Raw genomic sequence first — 19,431 nt, 5'->3', positions numbered from 1 at the left:
GCGGACATCGGTGTCAGGGCGAAGGGGCAGCGTGGTCGGAGTAGTGCGCAGTCGGCCGACCGTCCCAGCGGAAGTACAGCCAGAACCCGACCGACACCAGACCGAAGAACGCGAAGAAGGCGAGCGCGCGAAGTACCGACCGTACGTCGATGCCAGGACTGTCGGGCCCGTAAGCCTGGACAACGAAGACGTACACGAAGAAGAGCACCGCTGCTGACTGCGCAAGCAGCCACGCGATCCGATGCCAGTCACGCAGTCGTTCGCCATCGAGAAAGCGCAAGGGAACAAGGCCGAACGTCAGTCCCTCGACGCCGAGCACGATGATCCAGAACAGCACGGCGTCGCCCACGACCCACGCGAACTCGGCGTGATCACCGTGCGCCCGGTCGTACGTCGCGTACCGGCCGATCCAGGCCGCGACGCCCACTGCCACGAGAACCAGCACGCCGGTGAGAACGGCCGGGCCGTCGTTGCCCGGAGCCGGCGGCCGGGCGGCCTTGGCCGCGACGAACCCGGCGATCATGCCGTAGAAGTATGCCGGTTCGAGGTGCAGACCCCAGGAGAGCAGGCAGCACGCGAGTCCGACGAACAACGCGGACGGCAAGGCTCGTAGCCGGCCCGGAGTATTCGTGCGAGACCGCCGGAACAGCTCGATCGATCCTTCGTAGATCAGGATGACGAGTGCGGTCGCGACCAGGAACGCGATGAACTCGGCCGCGACGTTGCCGTCCGGCCGCTCCCGGTCCGCCAGGAGCAGCGACATCAACGCGATGGTGGCGAGGAAACCGATGAAGCTCAAGGCGCGCCGTACTCGTCCGCTCTCTACACCGCTCATCCACCCGAACGCCTTGGTGATCTCGACCTCGTTGTTCTCGTAGGTCTTGTTGAACAACTCGGCCGGAAACGCCACGAGCAGAAAGAACAGCGCGGCGAGCGCGAGCACAGCCAGCACTGCGACGAGCGACATCCGGAAGTCGACCGGAAAGGGCACCGACATGGTCGTGAGCACCGGGTTGACGTGCTTTCCCGGCGGAGGCGATGGCGGAGGACCGGTCGTCGGCGGAACGCTCGCGGTCGGCGACGGTCCCGCCGAGGTGGTCGGCGGCGCACCACCCGAGGTTGTCGGCGGCACCGGTGCACTTGTGGTCGGGCTGCCTGAAGGCGTGGTCGTCGTCGGAGAACTCGGCACCGGCGACACCGTCGCCGTGGTCGGAGTGCCGGGCGGCGTGCTCACGGTTGGAGTCGGTGACGTTGGCGTCGGCCTGGAGGGGACGACGACTGTGAACGTGAACGAGTAGGTGCCGAACGCCGGGCAACCCACCGTCACTTCGGTGGCCCCGGCCGGTGCGTCATCCGGTACGGCGAACTGACCGCGGAACCAGCCCCTGGACGCCTCGAGAAGCGTCGACCTGTTCAGGTCCTTCCAGGTCACCTCGACCACATCGCAGGACGTAAAGCCCCTGCCCTGAACCCACACAGTGTCACCCGGAGCCCCGGAAGTCTTGTCGACATCCAGAGAAACAAGGTTCACGACGTCCCTGGCGACAACCGACTCGGAGCACGTGGCTTGCAACGTCCACGGCCCAGGAGGAACCTCGTCCGGGATCGTGAGCCGCAGCTCGCCGAATGACCCCTCGTCTAGCTTCTGAGGCTCAACCGTCACGTTGGGGTGCCCGGTCCACTCCAACAGCACCTCGCCCTTGCAGGCCTGGAGATTGCTGCCTTCCACGGTCACCGACTCGCCGGGCTTCACTACCTGAGGTGCGATGGTCAGCGTCGGCACGTCAGGATCGGCCGCGGCGGTGGCGAGGACGACGGTGATGGCGAGGGCCGCGAAGGCGCTGGTCAGGAGGTGGGCGCGGTGGGATCGCCTGGTGGTGCGGCGCTCTGCCGTAGCGCCAGGATTTGTTGTGCTGCCGGTCGACCGGCCGTGGTTCCGCCCCGAGTACATGATCCCCCCGGGAATACCGGACCGTGGTGAGTCCCGTTCCGTCTTCCCCGGAATTCTTCCAGCGTGCGACCGGGCCACGGGTACGTCAATGACAATTCAACGGATATTTCCGTCGGCATTCACCCAGTTGCTTCAATCAATCGCCCCAGAAGAACGCGTCCACACAGACTTGACTCTTCCTTTTGCCTGTCGATCGTCGCAACCTTGGCCCAGGGACCGTTCCGCCGCCTGTCGGTTTCCAACGCGGCGGCCGGTGAACAACTTGTCTCAGGGGGTGGCAGACGATGGCGAAAGTCAAGGTTCTGTTGGAGGTGGCCGGCCAGGATGTCCCGGGAGGCTTCGAGTCCTTCCAGGAATCAGCCGATTCAGCCTTTGCGGTGCATCCGACGATGACGTCGTCGATGGATCGAGTCGCGGGAATGGGCGTGGAGCTCGACGAGCCCTTCTTGTCGATCCCCATGTTCAGCGACCCGGCACCAGGACCCGGGCTCGGGCTGACTTCGCTGGACGCCTTCTCCGCGTTCGCCGCATCGTCCACGAATCCGGACCTGCCTGCTACCTCGGTCGTCGTTGCCGCCGAGGTCGACCCGGCCAGGCTGGACGATTTGCGAGCTCGCGACGGCGTCACCGTCTGGGCGAACTCTGCGCTGACACTCTTCCAGAACGACGATGTCCTCGACCTCGCCCGGTCCCGTGCCGGATTGGACTGCCGCCCGTTCCGGCAGGCCGTCAGTCTCGAGGTGCTCAGGACGATGCTGGGCGTCAGGCGGGCCTGGGACGACGGGTTCCGTGGCCAGAACATCGCGGTCGCGATCGTCGACGAGGGCGTCAACGGCATCCAGTACCCGGTCGTCGACGGGTTCGCTCGTCCCGGCGCGCAGCAGCCTGGCGCCGCACCGATCACCAGCCACGGATCAATGTGTGCCGCCGACATCCTCGTCGCGGCACCTAGTGCCCGCCTCTACGACTACCCGTTCCTGGGCATCGCGAACTCAGGCGGCGCGCTCGCCATGTTCCAGGCGATCCTCGACCACCGCCGCATCGACGGAACACCCCACCTGACGTCCAACAGCTACGGCTTCGCCGGCGTGCCACCCATAGCGAGCTTCCCCGAACACGAGGTCCACGACATCAACCACCCGTTCACCCGAAAGGTACGCGAGGTCGTCGCCTCCGGTGCGGTCTGCTTGTTCGCCGCCGGCAACTGCGGCCAGAATTGCCCGAGCGGCAACTGCCAACCATCGGGTATCGGCCCAGGCAGGTCGATCCACGCCGCGAACAGCATCCAGGAAGTCATCACGGTCGCAGCAGTCAACACACGGCACGAACGCATCGGCTACTCCTCCCAGGGCCCGGGGATGTTCCATCCCGAGAAGCCGGATCTCGCCGCGTACTCGCATTTCTTCGGCAACTTCGGACCGGGCCGCCCGGGTGGCGAGACGGACAGCCCGTTCGACAACGGCACGTCCGCGGCGACCCCGGTCGCGGCCGGGGTCGCCGCCATGCTTCTGTCGGCGAACCCTTCGATGACCCCGGACCAGCTCCGTGACGCGATGCTCGCAGGACTCCACAACGTCTCAGGGACAGACTGGGATCCGGGATACGGGCGTGGCATTGTGAATGCTGCGGCGTCGTACAGTGCGCTGAAGCGCTAGCCCTGGAGGCCATGTGCGTTGGCTCATCACTGTCCCGGCCGACTTCGACCTTGACGCCCTCGCCGCGGCGGTCACCGCCGCGGCTGGGTCGTTGGGCGACGAGGAGCCCATTCCACTGGGCGACGACGAGCTGGCCGTCTATGCAGAAGGCCCCGCTGACCTGCCGCGAACCCTGCACGAATCGATCAGCGAGGTGCTCAAGGTGAGCCCGAACTCGGAGCCGGAGCCGTACTGAACCCGGTCAGGCTCCGCAAGGAGCAGCCGGAGCTCGAGCGACTCTGGAACCTCGGTGAGGTCAAGTTCACCATCCTGGTCCCCCGCCCAGGCAGCGATCAGCGCCTACTCAGCCTGCTCTGACAGCCTTCAGAGCGTGTGCAGCTTGGCGAAGGGTGACGTGACGCGCAGCAGCTTGCCGCCGCCGAGGTCGACCACCACCGCATAGGTCCCTTCGACCGAACTGATCCGGCCCAGGCCTTCCTTGTCGTGGGACACCCGATCACCAACCTCGAAGGTCTTGATCGGTTCGGGCACCTTCGGCTTGAAGGGACTCGTGGACAAGTGACGACGCGTCGTCGCGCGGGAGGGCTCCACAACCCCAGTATGCGCCCAACGCGGCCCCTTGCGCACACCCAGACCCGTTCTCGCCGCGCCACCGGGGCAATCACTCGCCGTGGATGAGGTTTGCGGGCTCGGCTTCGCCAAGACTGACCCGGCCAGTTCCCGTCAGGAGGGTGATCACCGATGACAGCCGAAGCACCGTCCCGGCCGGGCCTTCGGGTCGGGCCCACGAGTGAGTTCAGTCTGTTCTTCCACGTGAAACCCGGACACGGTGAAGCACTGCGCAAGACCTTGCAGGCATTGCAGGAATCCCCCGGCTACCGGCCCGGCGACTACGACCTGCCGATCGGGACCATCCACGAGGCGCGTTTCGTGCCGTTCGACAATGACACCCGGCTGTTGTTCGCCACCAGCTTCGACGGCTCCTGGGACGCCTACATGCTGGACTTCGCGTCCAAGCCGCTGAAGCTGTTCGACGCCATCTTCCGGCATGTGGAGGGGTACGACGGTCTGCCCGACCTGGAGGCGGTCAAGGACTTCATCATGTCGGCGCAGCTCACCGCTGGCGCCTACGCACGCAACTACGGCGGAACGGTCAAGGAGATCCGCAAGGCCGAGCGCGTGAACAAGGCGTTCCAGGAGGTCCTGGACGACCCGGAGGCGGCCGAGCTGCTGCAGGCACCGGCCCTGGCCCCGTTGCTCGCCGAGGCGGCGGACTGAGCGTGGACCGTCGAGGAGACTCGCATGTCTGACCACATCTCGGGCCCGCGTGCGCTGGCCGAGCCCATCGCCGACATCACCGACGTCTTCGCGTTTCCCAGCCCGGAGACACCGGGCAACCTGGTCCTGGTTCTCAACACCCTGCCGTTCGCACCGCCCGACGGCCGTTTCTCGGACGGGCTGATCTACCGGCTCCGGCTTCGGCCGCTCACGCCGGCCGGCGGACCGCCCGGATCGGCGCCGTTCGCCGTGGGCACCGAGGAACTGGTCTTCGACTGCGTCTTCTCCGACCAGTCCCCCGAGGCAGGCCCGCAGTCCGGTTTCTGCCGCACACCGGCCGGCGACGAGGTGACCTTCGGAGTCGGCGACCCCGAGGGGGGCAAGGGCGCGGGGGTACGGGCGTTCGCCGGCCCCCGCTGGGATCCGTTCATCCTCGACGCCCCGGCGGCGCTGAAGACGATCGCAACCGGCGAGCTCGCGTTCACCGACCCGTCGGCGATCTTCCTGGACGGCAAGAACGTGCTGAGCATCGTCGTCGAACTCGACTGCGCGCAGCTGCTCGGCCGGACGGACGGCCTGGTCGGTCTGGTCGCGGAGACCCTGACCCGGGGCCGGCTCACCATCCGGATCGAGCGGACCGGCCGGCCCGAGGTCAAGAACCTGCTGCTCGGACCGAAGCAGTTCGACCCGGTCAACCGGGACCTGGAGATCCGCGACCTCTACAACATGGAAGACGGCTTCCACCTGGCCGACGGCTATCTCGGCGCCTACCGGGCGCGACTGAACGCCAACCTCGCCTTCTGGGACGGTCTGGACGGCACCGTCGACTGGCCGGCCGACGAACACGGCGACCACCCACTGACCAAGCTGGTGCTCGCCGACCAGCTCGCGTTCGACATCGGCAAGCCCTATCAGGAGCACGGGTCGTTCTTGGAGATCGAGCGGGCCGCCCTGGCGGGGCAGGAGCACCGGACCTTCGGCGGGCGAGCGCTCAACGACGACGTGATGGACGCCTTCTTCACCCTGCTGATCAACGCCGGCAACGGGCCTGTGATCCGGGACGGCGTCGATCGGTCTTCGCGGCCGGCGTCAAGTGTCTTCCCGTACCTCTCCCCCGCGAACCCCACGCCCCCGCAGCCACCCGAACACGTGTAGGCGGCCATGACCGACGTACTCGACCTCGACGACATCCAAGCCGGCGCATTGCATGAGCGGCCGTCGCCGTACGTCGGCACGTACGTCCTGCTGCGGGTCAACGACCCGGACGACGGCCGTCACCTGATCCGCCGGCTGATCCCGCTGCTGTCATCGGCCCGGTCCGTCCTGGACCGCACCCCGTCCGCGTGGATGACGGTCGCCTTCACCTATCAGGGGTTGCAGGCACTCGGCGTACCGCAGCAGTCGCTCGACAGCTTCTCCCCCGAGTTCCGGCAGGGCATGGCGGCCCGCGCGGCCGAGCTTGGCGACGTCGGTGCGAGCAGCCCCGACCACTGGGAAGAACCGCTGGGCAGCCCTGACGTGCACATCGCGCTCGCCACTCTCGCCCCGGACCAAGCGAGTCTCGACGAGCTGGTGGAGCGGGCGCGCCGCGCCCAGGACGAGTTCCCCGGGATCGACGTGATCTGGCGACAGGACTGCCACCAGCTCGCGTCCGGCCGTACGTCGTTCGGTTTCCGGGACGGGATCGGGCAGCCGGCCGTGGAGGGCGTCGGAACACAGTCGACGAATCCGGGCGAGCCGCCGATCAAGGCGGGTGAGTTCGTCCTCGGCTACCCGGACGAGACCGGGGCGCTGCCGCCGATGCCGACACCGGACGTACTCGGTCGCAACGGCACCTACGTGGTGTTCCGCAAGTTGCACACCCGAGTCGCCGCTTACCGCCGCTACTTGCGCGAACACGCCGCGAACCGGAGGGAAGAGGCGCTGCTCGGGGCGAAGATGGTCGGCCGCTGGCAGTCCGGAGCGCCGCTCGCGCTGTCCCCGGACCATGACGATCCGGAGCTCGGTGCGGACCCGAAGCGCAGGAACGACTTCGCCTATCGCGACGATCCGCGCGGGTTCAAGTGCCCGGCCGGGGCGCACGCCCGGCGTGCCAATCCCCGCGACTCCCTGGAGGACGAACAGACCGTCGACGTACGGCTGCATCGGATGATCCGCCGCGGCACCAGCTACGGTACGGCCCTGCCCGACGGAGTCCTCGACGACGACGGGGCGGACCGGGGCATCATCTTCGTCTTCGCCGGTGCGCACCCGGGGCGGCAGTTCGAGTTCGTCAAGACGCAGTGGCTCAACGACGGCATCTTCATCGGCGCCCCGCAGGAAAGCGACCCTCTCGTGGGGCCTCAGGACGGAACCGGAACCTTCACCGTTCCCCGGCATCCGATCCGCCGCCGCCTGCAGGACATTCCGCAGTTCGTGGTCACCCGCGGCGGCGAGTACTGCTTCGCCCCTGGCCTCCGCGGGCTGCGCTGGCTGGCCGACCTGACCGAGGAGAGCCGATGACTCAAGCCACCGGAACCGACCGCTGGAAAGACCTGGATTTCGGTCCACCCGCACCGGACGACGCCGACCCGGCCGAGTCGGTGCTGCTCGACTACACGTCCGCGGGCGCCGTCGCGGTCATCACCCTGAACCGGCCACAGGCCGACAACGCGATCACCACCGAGATGGGCGCCCGGCTCACCGAGGTTCTGGAGACCATCGCGGTGGAGCCGGCGATCCGCGTCGCGATCATCACCGGCGCCGGCACCCGCGCCTTCTCGGTCGGCAGCGACCTGCGCCAGCGCAAGAGCATGTCCAAGCAACAGTGGTTGCGCCAGCGGCAGGACTTCGACCGTACGTTGTACACGCTGCGTCAGCTCCGCAAGCCGATCTTCGCCGCGGTCAACGGGATCGCCTACGGCGGCGGTTCCGAGATCGCGCAGAGCACCGACTTCATCCTCGCCTCCGACAGCGCCACCTTCGGCCAGCCCGAGGCGATGATCGGGCTCGCGGCCGGCGGCGGCTCACCGGTCCTGCTGCCCCGGGTCCTGCCGCCCGGCAAGGCCCTGCAGATGCTGATGACCGGTGACCCGATCACCGCCCAGGAGGCGTACCGGCTGGGGATGGTCAACGAGCTCCATCCCGCCGACGAGCTGATGCCGGCGGCCCACCGCGTCGCCGCGAAGATCGCGAGCAATTCGCCGACCGCCGTACAAGCGGTCAAGCGGGCGGTCCAGCTGGGCGCCGGCCAGCCCGTCGAGCAGGCGATCTCGATCATGATGGAGGCGCACTGGCGCTCCGCGGTGCACCCGGACCGGATCGAGGGAATCGGCGCCTTCAACGACAACCGGGACCCGCACTTCCAGGACCCCGACTACTGACACGCCAGCACCGAGGAGCGCATGCCATGTCCGTCACCATTACCGATGCGATCGCCGCGAATCGGGCCGCCCTGGCCATGATCAAGGAGGAGCCGTTCAACGCCGAGGCGCCGCACGCGGCCCTCCGCGATCACATCACCTCGACCGATGAGCACTATGTCCGCAGCAACTTCGCGCTGCCGGAGCACGACGGGGCCCTGCACGTGGGTGGCGCGGTCGCCGCTCCCCTCTCGCTCACACTCGACGACTTGCGGGCGTTGCCGGCCGCCGAACACGCCGTCACCCTCGAGTGCGCCGGCAACGGCCGCCTCGACACCAAGCCGTTGCCGACCGGCGAACCGTGGGGCGGCTACGCGGTATCGACGGCCTACTGGAAGGGGGCCCGACTCGCCGACGTTCTGGCACAGGCGCGGCCCAGCGCGGACGGCGTCGAGCTCCGCTGTGAAGGTGCCGACCACGGCAAGTACCACCTCAGCTCGGTCCTCGACGACGTCGACGACCTGACCTTCGTCCGCTCGCTGCCGCTGGAGTACGCCGCAGGTCCGGCCGCCGAGATCCTCATCGCCTACGAGATGAACGGCGAACCGCTGCGGCCCGACCACGGCGCGCCGTTCCGGCTGGTCGTGCCGCACTGGTACGCGGTCGCGTCGGTGAAGTGGCTGACCCGGCTCGACGTACTCACCGAGCCGTTCGTGGGCGAGTTCCAGACCGGCCACTACATCTACCAGTGGCCGGACCGGCCGTTCGAGCCGGTCACCCACATGCGGGTGCGGGCCCGGATCACGGACCCGGCGCCGAGCTCCACCATCCCCGCCGGCACGTACACGATCCGCGGCAAGGCGTGGTCCGGAGACGGTGCGATCACCGAGGTCGGGCTGAGCTTCACCGGTGAGAGCGAATGGAGCCCCGCGGTGGTCGAGCCGCCGCGGACGCCGTACGAGTGGCAGGACTGGAGCTACTCGTGGGAGGCGACGCGCGGACGGCACAGCCTGCGGGCGCGCGCCACGGACGCGGCCGGCAACGTCCAGCCCGACGTACCGCCGTGGAACCGGATCGGCTACGGCAACAACGCCATCGAGATCTCGTACGTCGACGTCCGCTGACCGCTGCCGCCGACTCAGGCGGGTGCGGGGTTGGCGGGAGCGGGTGAGGACTGCTCGCGGCGGAGCATGAAGCCGGCCACGACGAAGACCAGGCCCCAGCACAGCGCGATCAGACCGAGCCAGATCGCGATCCCGACGGCACCACGGCCGGGGTTGGCGACGAAGAACACGCCCAGGAGGATCGACAGCGCGCCACCTACGAGGAGTAACCAGCGGGGTGTGAGCCGGTAACTGCTGAACGCCGTGAAGACCTCGAACAACCCACGGACGATCAGCCAGATGCCGAAGATCCAGGTCAGTGTCTGCGCCGTCACGCCCGGACTGAAGATCGCGAAGAACGCCACGACCAGCGCGATCACACCCAGCAGCGCACGCCCCAGCCGACTCCCCTCCGTGCTGGGCCGAAACACCTGCACCAGCAAGCTGATGCCCTCCAGCAACGCCCAGAATCCGAACAGCACCATCAGGGCGAGACCGGTCTCGATCGGCCAGACGATCACCAGGATCCCGAACACTATGCCGACGACTCCGCGGGCCACCATGATCTTCCAGCTCGACGTGAACAGCTCCCGATCCATCTCCAGACCTCCCGGCCTACAGGCCGCTCTCCGCCTGCAGGCGGCCGCTCTTGATGGCGTCCATGAACACCTGGTAGTCACGCTCGTTCTGGTCGGCGTACGCCTCGGCGTACTCGACCATCGCCTCGGGGAAGGCGTCGTCGCTGTTCAGGTACGTCGCCAGCGCGATCCGGTCACCGGATCGCGCATGGGCCCTGGCCAGCGTCCAGCCGCACAGCTGGCCGTACATCGTCATGCCGCGCGGATCCATCTTCTCCACCACGGCTGAACCCTTCATGTCCCGCAACTGCCGGACGTAGAAGTCGCGGGTCTGTCCGTCGATGCCATCGACCCGCTGCCAGCCGAGGAAGACGTCACTGGCTGCCTGCATGAGCCGTTGCCCCAGCACCACGCGCTCGCCCTCGTTGCGGGGCGCGGACCGCTGCCTGAGCACCGTGGGCACCATCGTCTTGAGCACCGAGGGCACGGCCTCCTTGACCTGCAGGAAAAGTGGATCTCCGTCGTCCCTACCGCGCAGCAGCACGATCCAGCACCGCGTGCCGACGCTGCCCACCCCAACCACTGTGCGGGCCATGTCGACGAACTCGAACTGGTCGAACAGGTCCCGCCGCTCCGGCGGCAACGACCGGCGGTAGAGGGTCAGCAGCTCCTTGATCCCGGCCTCGAGCTCTTCCCTGCCGGCGTCGGGCAGAAGATCGGCGATCGGCACGACCAACGGTGGGTCGGCCTTGATCCGGACGCCGTCATCGGTCATCTCGGTGAGCTTGGCAAAGGCCTTGAGGCTCCCGCTGCCGCGTGCCTTCAGCAGGGTCTGGTCGACATTCCTGCGCCGGCTCGCGCTCATCTTGCTGCGCAGGGCCTCCTCGACCTCGTCGATGTCGGCACGGGCGTACCAGACGTCGAGATTTCGCATGGTCGCGAAGTCGGCACTGGCATCGCGATAGCGCCGGACGGTCTCCAGGACGCACTTGCGGCGCTCCTTCCGCGAGAACCCGTTGCTCCGGCCGGCCACCGACAGGCTCGCGGCGAGACGTTTGACGTCCCACTCCCACGGACCGGCGATGGTCTCGTCGAAGTCGTTGAGGTCGAAGAGCAGGCGTCGTTCGGGAGATCCGAACACCCCGAAGTTCGACAGGTGGGCGTCACCGCACAGCTGTGCGGTGAGGCCCGACACCGGCGCCGCGCCGAGGTCGGCGGCCATCCCGAGGGCGTTGCCCCGGAAGAAGGTGAAGGGCGACACCATCATCCGGCCGTGCCGCACCGGCACGAGTTCGGCGATGCGGGACCGGGCCTGCGCCTCGAGCAGTGCGACCGGATCCGGACGGTTCGAGGGAAGTACCAGCTGTCCCTGCTCGCGCGGCGGAAGCGCTGCCCGCGCTGCGAGTCCCAGGCGGGCATGGTCGGACGGAGCGAGACGACGGACGGCGGGTGCCAGTCCACCGTTGGCGCGGGCTGATCTCGCTGTGGGTACGGCTCGCCCTACCCTCACCATCGTGGTCCGTGCACTCATGCTGCTCGTTCCCTCCGGACATGGTCGAGCCAGGGCGTCAGACTCAGATCAGCTAGGGACCCAGCCAACACCGGGGTTGCTTGGCCAGCATCACCCGCGCCGGATGAACCGCCCGCCCTCGGTTCGGGCTTCACTGAGGCTGTGAGAGGTACCAAGGTCGGCTACGCCCAGCTCCCGGCGCGGTCCCGCCGCCGCCTCGCCGTGGCGTCGTTGCTGCGTTCCTTGCTGGTGTCCTTGTTCATCGTCGCCGGCTATTTCCTCCTGCCGATGCGCCTGGACGGCACGGTCGCCGTGGTCGGCCTGGTCGGCGGCCTTGCCGTCGTGTCGATCCTGCTCGCCTGGCAGATCCGCGAGATCGCCCGCTCGCCCTACCCGCGCGTCAGAGCGATCGGATCCCTGGCGACGTCGGTGCCCTTGTTCCTCGCGGTTTTCGCGACCACGTATTTCCTGATGGCACGGGCCGAGCCCGCGAACTTCAACGCTCCGTTGAACCGGCTCGGTTCTGCGTACTTCACGGTGACCGTCTTCGCGACCGTCGGCTTCGGCGACATCGTGGCTGTGTCATCGTCGGCCCGCGCGATCGTCACCGTGCAGATGATCGGTGATCTCGTCATCGTCGGTCTTGTCGCTCGCATGCTCTTCGGTGCTGTCCAGCAAAATCTCAGTCATCGGGAGGACTGAGCGGATCCTTCAGCCGGATCATCCGGAAGGAGACCACCAGCCCGGCAAGGCCGGCGAGAATCGGAATCCCGAGCGCCACCTGAAGGGCGATCGGCCGTGCTTCGGTATTGATGCGGATGATCTCGTCCCGAACGTCCTGCGGTTGCTTGACGAGCAGCTCGTCGAGCGCGGTGTTGCTCATCACCTCGGCATCGGTTTCCAGCGTCTGGGCGACCTGCGCCTTCTCCGCCGGCGGAAGGACGGTGCTCGAGTCCGACAGCGCCGTGAAGGTGAAGGACAGCGTGGCCAGCATGATCGCACCGGCGAACGCCAGCCCGAAGGACAGTCCGAACGATCCGGCTGCCGAGTTGACGCCGGCCGCCTCGCTGACCCGTTCCTCAGAGATCGGCCCCAGCGTGTAGTTGTTGAGCTGCGACACCAGCAGACCCAGGCCCAGGCCGGCGACGATCAGGGGTCCGATGAGGATCCAGCCGGAGTCGGCCCGGGGAACGATCGGGATCAGCATCAGCAGGCCTGCGGTCAAGAACACGTATCCCCACCTGATGATGCTGGTCGGGCTTCGCCCGGCCGCCTTCTTCTCGGCGAGGATCGCCATCCCGAACATGCTGAGCGACAGCGGCGCGAGGGACAGTCCCGCCTCCATCGCGTTGTACTCGAGGACCATCTGCAGATAGATCGGCAGCACGATCATGGTGCCGCCCAGAGCGATCTGCTGGAGCATCTGCCCGGAGATGCCGAGTCGGTAGACAGCGGAGCTGAACAGGGCCGGGTCCAGGAGTGTCGGCTTGCCCTGTCGCTTGCGTCGCACCAGCCAGTAGATGAACGCCGAAAGAGCGACGGCGCCCGTGGCGATGATCAGGCCGACGAACTCCCCGCCCTCCTGCCACACCAGGATGCCCAGCACGATGCCGCCCATGCCCAGCACTGACAGGACGGCGCCGACCACGTCCACTCGCCGGGATCCCGTGTACGGCACGTCGTGAACGAGACGTTGGCCTGAGACCACGACTGCGATCACCACGACCTCGAGCAGGAAGGCTATCCGCCAGGACCCGTACGTGGTGATGAAGCCTCCGAGCAGCGGTCCGACCGCGGCAGCCAACGCAGCGGCGGCTCCGACCATGGCGTAGGCCTTCACCTGCGCCTTGCCTTCGAAGTTGCCATGGATCAGTGACTGCATGGCGGGCAGCAGGAGCGACGCCCCGAGGCCACCCACCACGGCCCAGAACACGATGATCGCGGTCAGGCTCTGAGCCAAGGTCATCGCCAGGGCACCGACCGCGTAGCCGAGCAGACCCAGCAGGTAGGCGCGCTTGCGCCCGATCAGGTCGCCGACCTTGCTTCCGATCAGGATGAAGGCCGCGGACACCAGCGCCTCGAGCGCGATCGCGGACTGGACGCCACTCACCGTCGTGTCGAGATCCTTGACCACCGAGGAGATGGACACGTTCATCAGCGAGGTGTCGACGACGAGCACGAACATCGCCATCGCCAGGAGGACGGCAAGCCGTGGGTTGGCCGCCGTCCCCGCCGGAACGCTCCTGGTCTCCTCAGTCATGACAACGGCTCAGCCGGCGAGAATCTTGGCCTTCTGTGCCTCGAACTCTGCCTCGGTGAGAACACCCGACTGCTTCAGCTCGCCCAAGGTCTTGAGCTGGTCCAAACGGTCCGCTGTGGCATCCGGCGCCGGTGCGGCCGGCGCGGGTGCGGCCGGCGCGGGTTCGGGTTCGGCCTGTGCCGCCTCGGCGTCCTGCTGGGCGAACTTCTGGTCTTGGTGGTGCCGGACCCGGCCCGCGACAACCGACGCGGTGCCCGCGACAGCCGCGGTCCTGGCTAATCCTCGCAACAGTGGCATGTCGGGCTCCTCAACTCGTCGGTTCCAGGGCTTCCAGGGCGTCGAGCGCTTCCATCACGTCCTCGGCCGGAATCCGCCCGCCGGCGATCAGCTGTCCGCCGGACTCCAGCGCCGCCGCGACGAACGGGATCGCCCAGGTGTTCTCGTAGACGATCAGCGCCGCCAAGGTGCCGGGCTGCATCGCACCGGCCACCTCGAGGAGGTCGTCTTCGGCGAGGATTCCCGACCGGACACCACTGAGGTCGGCGAAGCTGCCGGCCTGACCTGACGACTCGGCCAGATCAACCATGTAGGTGGAGCCGTCGGCGTCCTTGCCGACCAGCATGACGTCGTACACGTGGACGATGCCGCGCTCGACGAGGTTCACCAGTTCCTCGGCCGCTCTACCGGTCAGCCGGTTGCCCGTGAACTCGAGGAGTACGTAATCGATGGGTCCATGAACCTCTGTATCTGGCATGACTCTGCATCCCTCCACACGGATTGTTCGTCGCCACACTGTCGCGCGGCTGTCGGCAGGGCATCACCCGCGCGGGATGAACTCAGGCGGACACGCTCGCAGCGGCCGGCGGACTGACCTGCCGGATACTCAGGATCGTCAGGCCCGCGGTCTCGAGCATCGCGACCAGATCGGCGATTCCCTGCTCGTCGTTGACCCGCAACCGAAAGACCCCGGACGTCTGGTGATGAGCCTGCCGGCCCGCGCAGAAGACAAGAACGGCCGGCTTCAGCTCCCCCTGAACGGCGACTTGGTACGACGGGCGGAACTCAGGTGCTGTCATCGTCTCCCCTTCCCGGATCGATCTCGGTCCACTCCGTCGATGCCGACGCCGGGTCCAGGATCCGGCGAACCTCGACCACCTCGATGCCCAGGGCCCGAAGTCTGGCCAGCAGGCCGTAGAGCGCCGACTGGTCGGGGATGCTGTAGACGACGGTGCTGGCCTGGTCGACGGCAAGTGTCTCCGCACCCATGTCGCGAAGATCCTGTTCGGGTACGGCGCCCGCCACGCGGATCTCGTATGTCGCGTCGACCATCGAACCCACACTCCGTTCCCAACGTGTGCGTTCGACGCTCGCAGGGGTCAGGTACCGCGGCTTCATCCCTGTGGGGTGAACTGGCCGCGTTCGGCCCCGAGCGCCACCTTCCACCGCGTCTCAAGGAGAGACCACTAGGTGTCGAATTGTCCGGCAATCGGACGAGAAACGCTGGTTTTACAAGGCATTCCGTGATTTCGTCAAAGGGTGCGACTCGCAGCGCACCGCCTCCCCAGCGTTGAGTGATGCCGCACGCGCCAGGAGGGGGACCATGCCGAGCAATCAGCACGCAGGGGCGGACAACCGACGAAGTACTTCACCCGACGCACCATTCGACAGTCGCCTGAGGTCCAGACCCGCGATCTCGGCGATTCCACCGGGGACAGTGCCGCGGCCGCGTCTTGTCGATCGCGTGAGTCTGGGGGTTCAGCTGCCGCTCACCTTGATCAGTGCGCCGGCAGGCTTCGGCAAGACCATCCTGCTGGAGTCGTGGGCAGCGCTTTACCAGGGTCCGGCCGTCGTCAAGCGAATCGCCTTGGACGCCGGCAGCGAAGATGCCCCGGCCATGGTGGAGTCCGTGCGCGAAGGTCTGCAGGGCCGCGATCACGACGTACTGGTGCTCGTGGTGGACTGCGGCGACCTCACGGTGACGCCCAAGTTCGGACGGAGCCTCCATCGCCTCATCCGCGGCAATGCCGGACGCGTCCGAGTCGTGCTGGTGACGCGGTCCGACCCGCCCGTCCCCCTGCACCTCTACCGGCTGGCGGGCACCATCGCCGAGATCCGGGCTACCGACCTGGCCTTCACGACGGACGAGACCGCAGCGCTGATGCGCGCGCACAAGCTCGAACTGACTGCCTCGGAAGTCGCCGAACTCCAGGCCCGGACCGACGGCTGGCCCGCCGGCCTGATGTTCGCGGCCATGAACCTGGCCGGGAAGGCCGACGCGGAGCGGGTCATCCGGGAGTTCCGCGGTGACTCCGGAAACCTGGCGGCGTACCTGATGACCGAGGTCCTCGACGCTCAGCCGCCGGAGCTGCGCCAGTTCCTGCTCTCCACCAGCATCGTCGACGAGGTCCGGCCGGCGCTGGCCGAGGCGCTGACCGGGCAGGCCTGTGACCTTCGGTCGTTGCAGTTCCTTTCCCACGGCAACTCGTTCATCCGGCCTGTTCCGGGGACAGCGGACAGCTACACCTACCAGCCGCTGTTTCGCGAGTTCCTTCGCGCCCAACTGCTGTACGAGCGGCCTACCGACGTCTCGGCACTGTACCGCGCTGCGGCTGCCTGGTTCGCCGGGAACCATCAGCCGCTCGAGGCGATCCACCATGCCGTCGCGGCGGGTGAGTGGCAGCGCGCAGCCCGGTACCTGGTGGAGGATCTCGACGTCGCCGGCCTCCTCGTCGGGCGCCGGCGTCGGCAGCTGACAACGTTGTTCGCCGGAATTCCCGACGACCTGGACGGTACCGAGGCCGCGATCATCAGAGCCGCCCGCGCGCTGGCCGCGTTCGATGTCGACCGCTGTACGGCGGAACTCGGCAGGGCCACGGTCCGGCTGGACCTTCAGCTGTCGGCTCGACGACAGGCTGCCGAGTTGGCCATCACCATGCTGCAAGCGGTCTGTGCGAGCCTCAGCGAGAATCCCGAGGGCGGGCTGGTCGCGGTCCTGACCGCGGAGGCCGACCTGCGAGCGGCATCGCCGGAGTCAGCTATCGCGCATCCAGAAGCGAGGCTGCTCATCGCCGACTGCAAGGGCAGGGTGCTGCTCCAGCACGGAGACTTTCCGGCAGCCCTCGCGGCCTTCACCGAAGGCATCGCGCTCGCGGAGGACAGCGGTGCCCACGAGGCCCTCGTCGACTTCCTCGGCATGGCCGCGCTGGTGGAAGCGGCCTGGGGACATCTGCGGCGCGCCGGGGAGGTCGTCGCGCACGCGACCGCGCTGGCGGAGTCGGGGGCGCAACTGTCGCAGTCCGCAATCGTGGCCGGGGCCTGGGTGTACACCGACCGGGGCGATCTGCCCAGCGCCGAAGAAATGGTGCAGCGCGCTGCCGAGGCCGCGCCCACCCACGACGCGCGAGTTCTCGCTGCCGCACTCGCTCTGGTTCGGGCCAGGCTGCTGCGGGCAAGCGGCGACATCGATCTCGCCGCTGCGGAACTCCGAGCGGCGCGCCGCAGCTACGGCGTGCAGGGTGGCTGGCTCGGCCAGGCGCTGACCATCGACGAGGCGAAGATGCTCGTGGCACAACACCAGCCACGAGAGGCCGTGACGGCGATCGAGCAGTCGGCGGGTCGCGACCACCTCGGCTCGCGTCTGGTGCTGCAGCGAGCAGCCACCGAGGCCGGCGAGCGCCCGCCCGCTCAGCCACTCCCGGCCACGGATCGCGTCGTCGCACTCGACACCCAGGTGGACGGCTGGCTGGTCCAGGCCGCGGAGTCGATCAGGACCGGAGACACCGGTCGAAGTGGGATCTGCCTGGAGCGGGCCCTCAGACTGGCCGCCCCCGAGCAGCTCCGCCGTCCGTTCGCGGAGGCGCCGCCGGCGGTGCGAAAGCTGCTGCAGCCGTCCGGTGAGCTGATGAGACACCACCCGTGGCTCCGCGCGCCGAGCCTTCGCGGTCGCGACCGCACCGCCGATCGCTGGGCAGTGGCCCGGCCCGAGCTGGTGGTCACCGCCGCATTGACCAGCAAGGAGCACGAGGTACTCGAGTACCTCGCCGAGTTGCTGACCACCGAAGAGATCGCCAGCACCATGTACGTCTCCGTCAACACGGTGCGCAGCCATGTCCGGAGCATTCTTCGCAAGCTGAGCGCCTCGCGCCGCAACGAGGCCGTACGGCGGGCGTGGGAGCTGGGACTGCTGCCCTCACGCCCAGAGGCTTAGGTACTCATTCAGGCGCCATGCCTGGGCCGCACCTCACGACCGTGGAAGGTCAGTGCCCAGATCACCAGGATGTCCACGGCGATCATGATCGTGCTCCAGCCCGGAGCCGCGGCGAGGAACGCCACGTTCACCAGAATGCTCAGGACGGCGAGGATCACGCCGACGACCCTGGCCCACACCTGACCCACGAGGACACAGAATCCGGCCACGAAGACGACGGTGCCGACGATCAGGTGCGTCCAGACCCAACCGGTGTAGCCCATGTGGATGGCGAGACCGTTCTTCTCGACCACGTAGTACCCCTCGTTGAACAGGGCGACGAACCCCTGGAAGCCGTGCGAGAGGCCGAGAATGATCATCATCACGCCGGCGAACGTGATCGGGCCGACCCAGATCCATCGCGGCTTCGCGGCGCTTCGATCGGTGTCCGGCATGGTGGCCTCCTCAGCGTGGCAATCCGGGTCGCCAGTCGTAGATGACCGACGTACGCAGGACGAGGTCCTGCACCGAGTGCTGGTGGCCACCGGCGCACAACAGCAGTCCGAGCGGGAACACGGCCGCGAAGACAGCCCGCAGCAGCGCGACGAGCGGGCGCACCCGTCGGCCGCGACGGTCGACCACCCGCAGTGCCATCACGTGGCAGCCGTAGGTCCGTCCGGTGGTCGACCAGGCGACGCTCAGGTAGACGACGAGAACCAGCAGCGCGGTCCCCACGCTCGGCAGCGGCGATGCCTCACTGAACTGGAAATCCCGTGGCCGGATCAGGAACCTCAGCCCGTTGACGCCCACATAGCCGGCCAGCACAGCTACCGCTACGACGACCGCGTCGATGACACTGGCCACCGATCGGGTGACGAGGCCCGCTCGTCGTCCCTGGTACGGCTGGGCCTCCCGCGGGACGATCGACACGGGCTCGTCCGTTCTCATGGTTGCGTGGGCGTCATCTCAGATTCTGTCCGGCCACGCCGCAACCTCAGCCGGGCGACCACCCGACCCACGGCCTCGTCGCCGGAGATGCCCTGCATGCGTACGCCGCGCACGGTGTCGGAAGCCACAGATCCGGTGGACTGCCGGATCATCTCGGCGAGGTCGACCTCCGCGATGACACCTTCCGCCATCCCGGCCATGTCGAGTCGCTTCAGCACCTCTGCCGCCACCGCGGGAACCAACCGGTCCAGCATGACCGACAGTTGACGCTCCGCCTCCGCACGTCCTTGGCCACCACGCTCGGCCAGGGCTGCCAGCCACGTGGCGGCCTGGTAACGCTCCGCCAGCATCGGCGGCCGCAGGATCACGACGGCGACCGGGTTGAGAACCCCTCCGACCCGGCGCCTGACCGGGCTGAGAGCTCCCCCGAGCCGGCGTCCTACCGTCTGCGCGGCGGCCGCTGCCAGCACTGAGGCCCCGACTGCCGCGTCGAGCACGGGGATCGCGTCCCGGCTCGCCGGCGGCGCGTCAGGCGGGTTCTCGGACTGCTCTGAAGTACCCACGCGACCATGCTGCGTCCGCCCGCCGGGCCCCGCCTCATCCATGGTGGGGGAGACCACC

At 67.9% G+C, this 19,431-nt stretch carries 22 protein-coding genes; 10 read left to right on the top strand and 12 right to left on the bottom strand.

Annotated features, from left to right (window positions below; translation table 11 throughout):
* Window positions 1–13: 13 nt before the first annotated feature.
* Complete coding sequence (locus tag ACIBG5_RS23445) at window positions 14–997, bottom strand: FGLLP motif-containing membrane protein (RefSeq protein WP_396393595.1); 984 nt, start codon at window positions 995–997, stop codon at window positions 14–16.
* Between ACIBG5_RS23445 and ACIBG5_RS23440 the strand changes: the two genes are divergently transcribed.
* The 3 genes from ACIBG5_RS23440 (at window position 996) to ACIBG5_RS23430 (ending at window position 3,841) form a co-directional block, all read left to right on the top strand.
* The gene (locus ACIBG5_RS23440; RefSeq protein WP_396393594.1) at window positions 996–1,298 is read left to right on the top strand and encodes a hypothetical protein; all 303 of its coding nucleotides are present in this window, start codon (window positions 996–998) and stop codon (window positions 1,296–1,298) included. The genes ACIBG5_RS23445 and ACIBG5_RS23440 overlap by 2 nt on opposite strands.
* A 937-nt stretch (window positions 1,299–2,235) precedes the next feature.
* A complete protein-coding gene (locus ACIBG5_RS23435) occupies window positions 2,236–3,606 on the top strand; it encodes a S8 family peptidase (RefSeq protein ID WP_396393593.1) in 1,371 nt (456 codons plus the stop codon).
* Window positions 3,607–3,619: 13 nt separating this feature from the next.
* Complete coding sequence (locus tag ACIBG5_RS23430; protein WP_360455977.1) at window positions 3,620–3,841, top strand: hypothetical protein; 222 nt, start codon at window positions 3,620–3,622, stop codon at window positions 3,839–3,841.
* A gap of 128 nt (window positions 3,842–3,969) precedes the next feature.
* Here ACIBG5_RS23430 and ACIBG5_RS23425 read toward each other — a convergent pair whose 3' ends face one another.
* Window positions 3,970–4,197 carry a hypothetical protein gene (locus ACIBG5_RS23425; protein WP_360455974.1) on the bottom strand — a complete coding sequence of 76 codons (228 nt, stop codon included), beginning with the start codon at window positions 4,195–4,197 and terminating at the stop codon, window positions 3,970–3,972.
* A 150-nt stretch (window positions 4,198–4,347) separates the two neighbouring features.
* Here ACIBG5_RS23425 and ACIBG5_RS23420 point away from each other — a divergent pair, with 150 nt between their 5' ends.
* From ACIBG5_RS23420 to ACIBG5_RS23400, 5 genes are read left to right on the top strand one after another with little or no spacing between them, the layout of a single operon-like run.
* On the top strand, window positions 4,348–4,884 hold the full coding sequence (locus tag ACIBG5_RS23420; RefSeq protein ID WP_396393592.1) for a hypothetical protein: 537 nt from the start codon (window positions 4,348–4,350) through the stop codon (window positions 4,882–4,884).
* 24 nt (window positions 4,885–4,908) lie between these two features.
* Window positions 4,909–6,039, top strand: a complete 1,131-nt coding sequence (locus ACIBG5_RS23415; protein WP_396393591.1) for a DUF4331 family protein — start codon at window positions 4,909–4,911, stop codon at window positions 6,037–6,039.
* A gap of 6 nt (window positions 6,040–6,045) precedes the next feature.
* Window positions 6,046–7,386, top strand: coding sequence for a Dyp-type peroxidase (locus ACIBG5_RS23410; RefSeq protein WP_396393590.1), 1,341 nt, complete (start codon window positions 6,046–6,048; stop codon window positions 7,384–7,386).
* Entirely contained in the window at window positions 7,383–8,246 is an 864-nt protein-coding gene (locus ACIBG5_RS23405; protein WP_396393589.1) for an enoyl-CoA hydratase/isomerase family protein, read from the top strand. Before ACIBG5_RS23410 ends, ACIBG5_RS23405 begins: the two co-directional genes overlap by 4 nt.
* Before the next feature lie 26 nt (window positions 8,247–8,272).
* Window positions 8,273–9,349 (top strand): sulfite oxidase, encoded by a 1,077-nt coding sequence (locus tag ACIBG5_RS23400; protein WP_396393588.1) that lies wholly within the window; start codon window positions 8,273–8,275, stop codon window positions 9,347–9,349.
* Window positions 9,350–9,363: 14 nt separating this feature from the next.
* Here the strand turns inward: ACIBG5_RS23400 and ACIBG5_RS23395 are convergent, their stop codons facing one another.
* Both ACIBG5_RS23395 and ACIBG5_RS23390 read right to left on the bottom strand, forming a co-directional pair.
* Window positions 9,364–9,927: an HdeD family acid-resistance protein gene (locus ACIBG5_RS23395; protein WP_396393587.1), complete on the bottom strand. Its 564-nt coding sequence runs from the start codon at window positions 9,925–9,927 to the stop codon at window positions 9,364–9,366.
* 16 nt (window positions 9,928–9,943) lie between these two features.
* Window positions 9,944–11,437: a DUF2252 domain-containing protein gene (locus tag ACIBG5_RS23390; RefSeq protein WP_396393586.1), complete on the bottom strand. Its 1,494-nt coding sequence runs from the start codon at window positions 11,435–11,437 to the stop codon at window positions 9,944–9,946.
* Window positions 11,438–11,578: 141 nt separating this feature from the next.
* Here ACIBG5_RS23390 and ACIBG5_RS23385 point away from each other — a divergent pair, with 141 nt between their 5' ends.
* Window positions 11,579–12,118: a potassium channel family protein gene (locus ACIBG5_RS23385; RefSeq protein WP_396393585.1), complete on the top strand. Its 540-nt coding sequence runs from the start codon at window positions 11,579–11,581 to the stop codon at window positions 12,116–12,118.
* On the opposite strand, the gene ACIBG5_RS23380 is transcribed toward ACIBG5_RS23385, so the two are convergent.
* From ACIBG5_RS23380 to ACIBG5_RS23360, 5 genes are all read right to left on the bottom strand, one after another.
* Entirely contained in the window at window positions 12,099–13,676 is a 1,578-nt protein-coding gene (locus ACIBG5_RS23380) for an MFS transporter (protein ID WP_396393584.1), read from the bottom strand. The two genes, ACIBG5_RS23385 and ACIBG5_RS23380, sit on opposite strands and share 20 nt — an antisense overlap.
* Window positions 13,677–13,685: 9 nt before the next feature.
* Window positions 13,686–13,973 (bottom strand): SHOCT domain-containing protein, encoded by a 288-nt coding sequence (locus ACIBG5_RS23375; protein WP_396393583.1) that lies wholly within the window; start codon window positions 13,971–13,973, stop codon window positions 13,686–13,688.
* Window positions 13,974–13,983: 10 nt separating this feature from the next.
* Window positions 13,984–14,430 carry a DUF6325 family protein gene (locus tag ACIBG5_RS23370; protein WP_396393582.1) on the bottom strand — a complete coding sequence of 149 codons (447 nt, stop codon included), beginning with the start codon at window positions 14,428–14,430 and terminating at the stop codon, window positions 13,984–13,986.
* Window positions 14,431–14,512: 82 nt separating this feature from the next.
* The gene (locus ACIBG5_RS23365; RefSeq protein WP_396393581.1) at window positions 14,513–14,752 is read right to left on the bottom strand and encodes a hypothetical protein; all 240 of its coding nucleotides are present in this window, start codon (window positions 14,750–14,752) and stop codon (window positions 14,513–14,515) included.
* Complete coding sequence (locus ACIBG5_RS23360; RefSeq protein WP_360455935.1) at window positions 14,739–15,005, bottom strand: hypothetical protein; 267 nt, start codon at window positions 15,003–15,005, stop codon at window positions 14,739–14,741. Before ACIBG5_RS23360 ends, ACIBG5_RS23365 begins: the two co-directional genes overlap by 14 nt.
* A 412-nt stretch (window positions 15,006–15,417) precedes the next feature.
* On the opposite strand from ACIBG5_RS23360, the gene ACIBG5_RS23355 reads away from it, so the two are divergent.
* Entirely contained in the window at window positions 15,418–17,883 is a 2,466-nt protein-coding gene (locus tag ACIBG5_RS23355; RefSeq protein WP_396393580.1) for a LuxR C-terminal-related transcriptional regulator, read from the top strand.
* Between the two features lie 8 nt (window positions 17,884–17,891).
* Here the strand turns inward: ACIBG5_RS23355 and ACIBG5_RS23350 are convergent, their stop codons facing one another.
* From ACIBG5_RS23350 to ACIBG5_RS23340, 3 genes are read right to left on the bottom strand one after another with little or no spacing between them, the layout of a single operon-like run.
* Window positions 17,892–18,317, bottom strand: a complete 426-nt coding sequence (locus tag ACIBG5_RS23350) for a hypothetical protein (protein WP_396393579.1) — start codon at window positions 18,315–18,317, stop codon at window positions 17,892–17,894.
* A gap of 10 nt (window positions 18,318–18,327) precedes the next feature.
* Window positions 18,328–18,810: an RDD family protein gene (locus ACIBG5_RS23345; RefSeq protein WP_396393578.1), complete on the bottom strand. Its 483-nt coding sequence runs from the start codon at window positions 18,808–18,810 to the stop codon at window positions 18,328–18,330.
* Entirely contained in the window at window positions 18,807–19,373 is a 567-nt protein-coding gene (locus ACIBG5_RS23340) for a hypothetical protein (protein ID WP_396393577.1), read from the bottom strand. Before ACIBG5_RS23340 ends, ACIBG5_RS23345 begins: the two co-directional genes overlap by 4 nt.
* Window positions 19,374–19,431 lie beyond the last annotated feature (58 nt).

Origin of the sequence: Kribbella sp. NPDC050241 (genome assembly GCF_044459685.1) — a bacterium.
Classification (GTDB): Bacteria; Actinomycetota; Actinomycetes; order Propionibacteriales; family Kribbellaceae; genus Kribbella.
The sequence above is the reverse complement of the archived record's forward strand: the minus strand, read 5'-3'. Positions and strand labels throughout refer to the sequence as shown.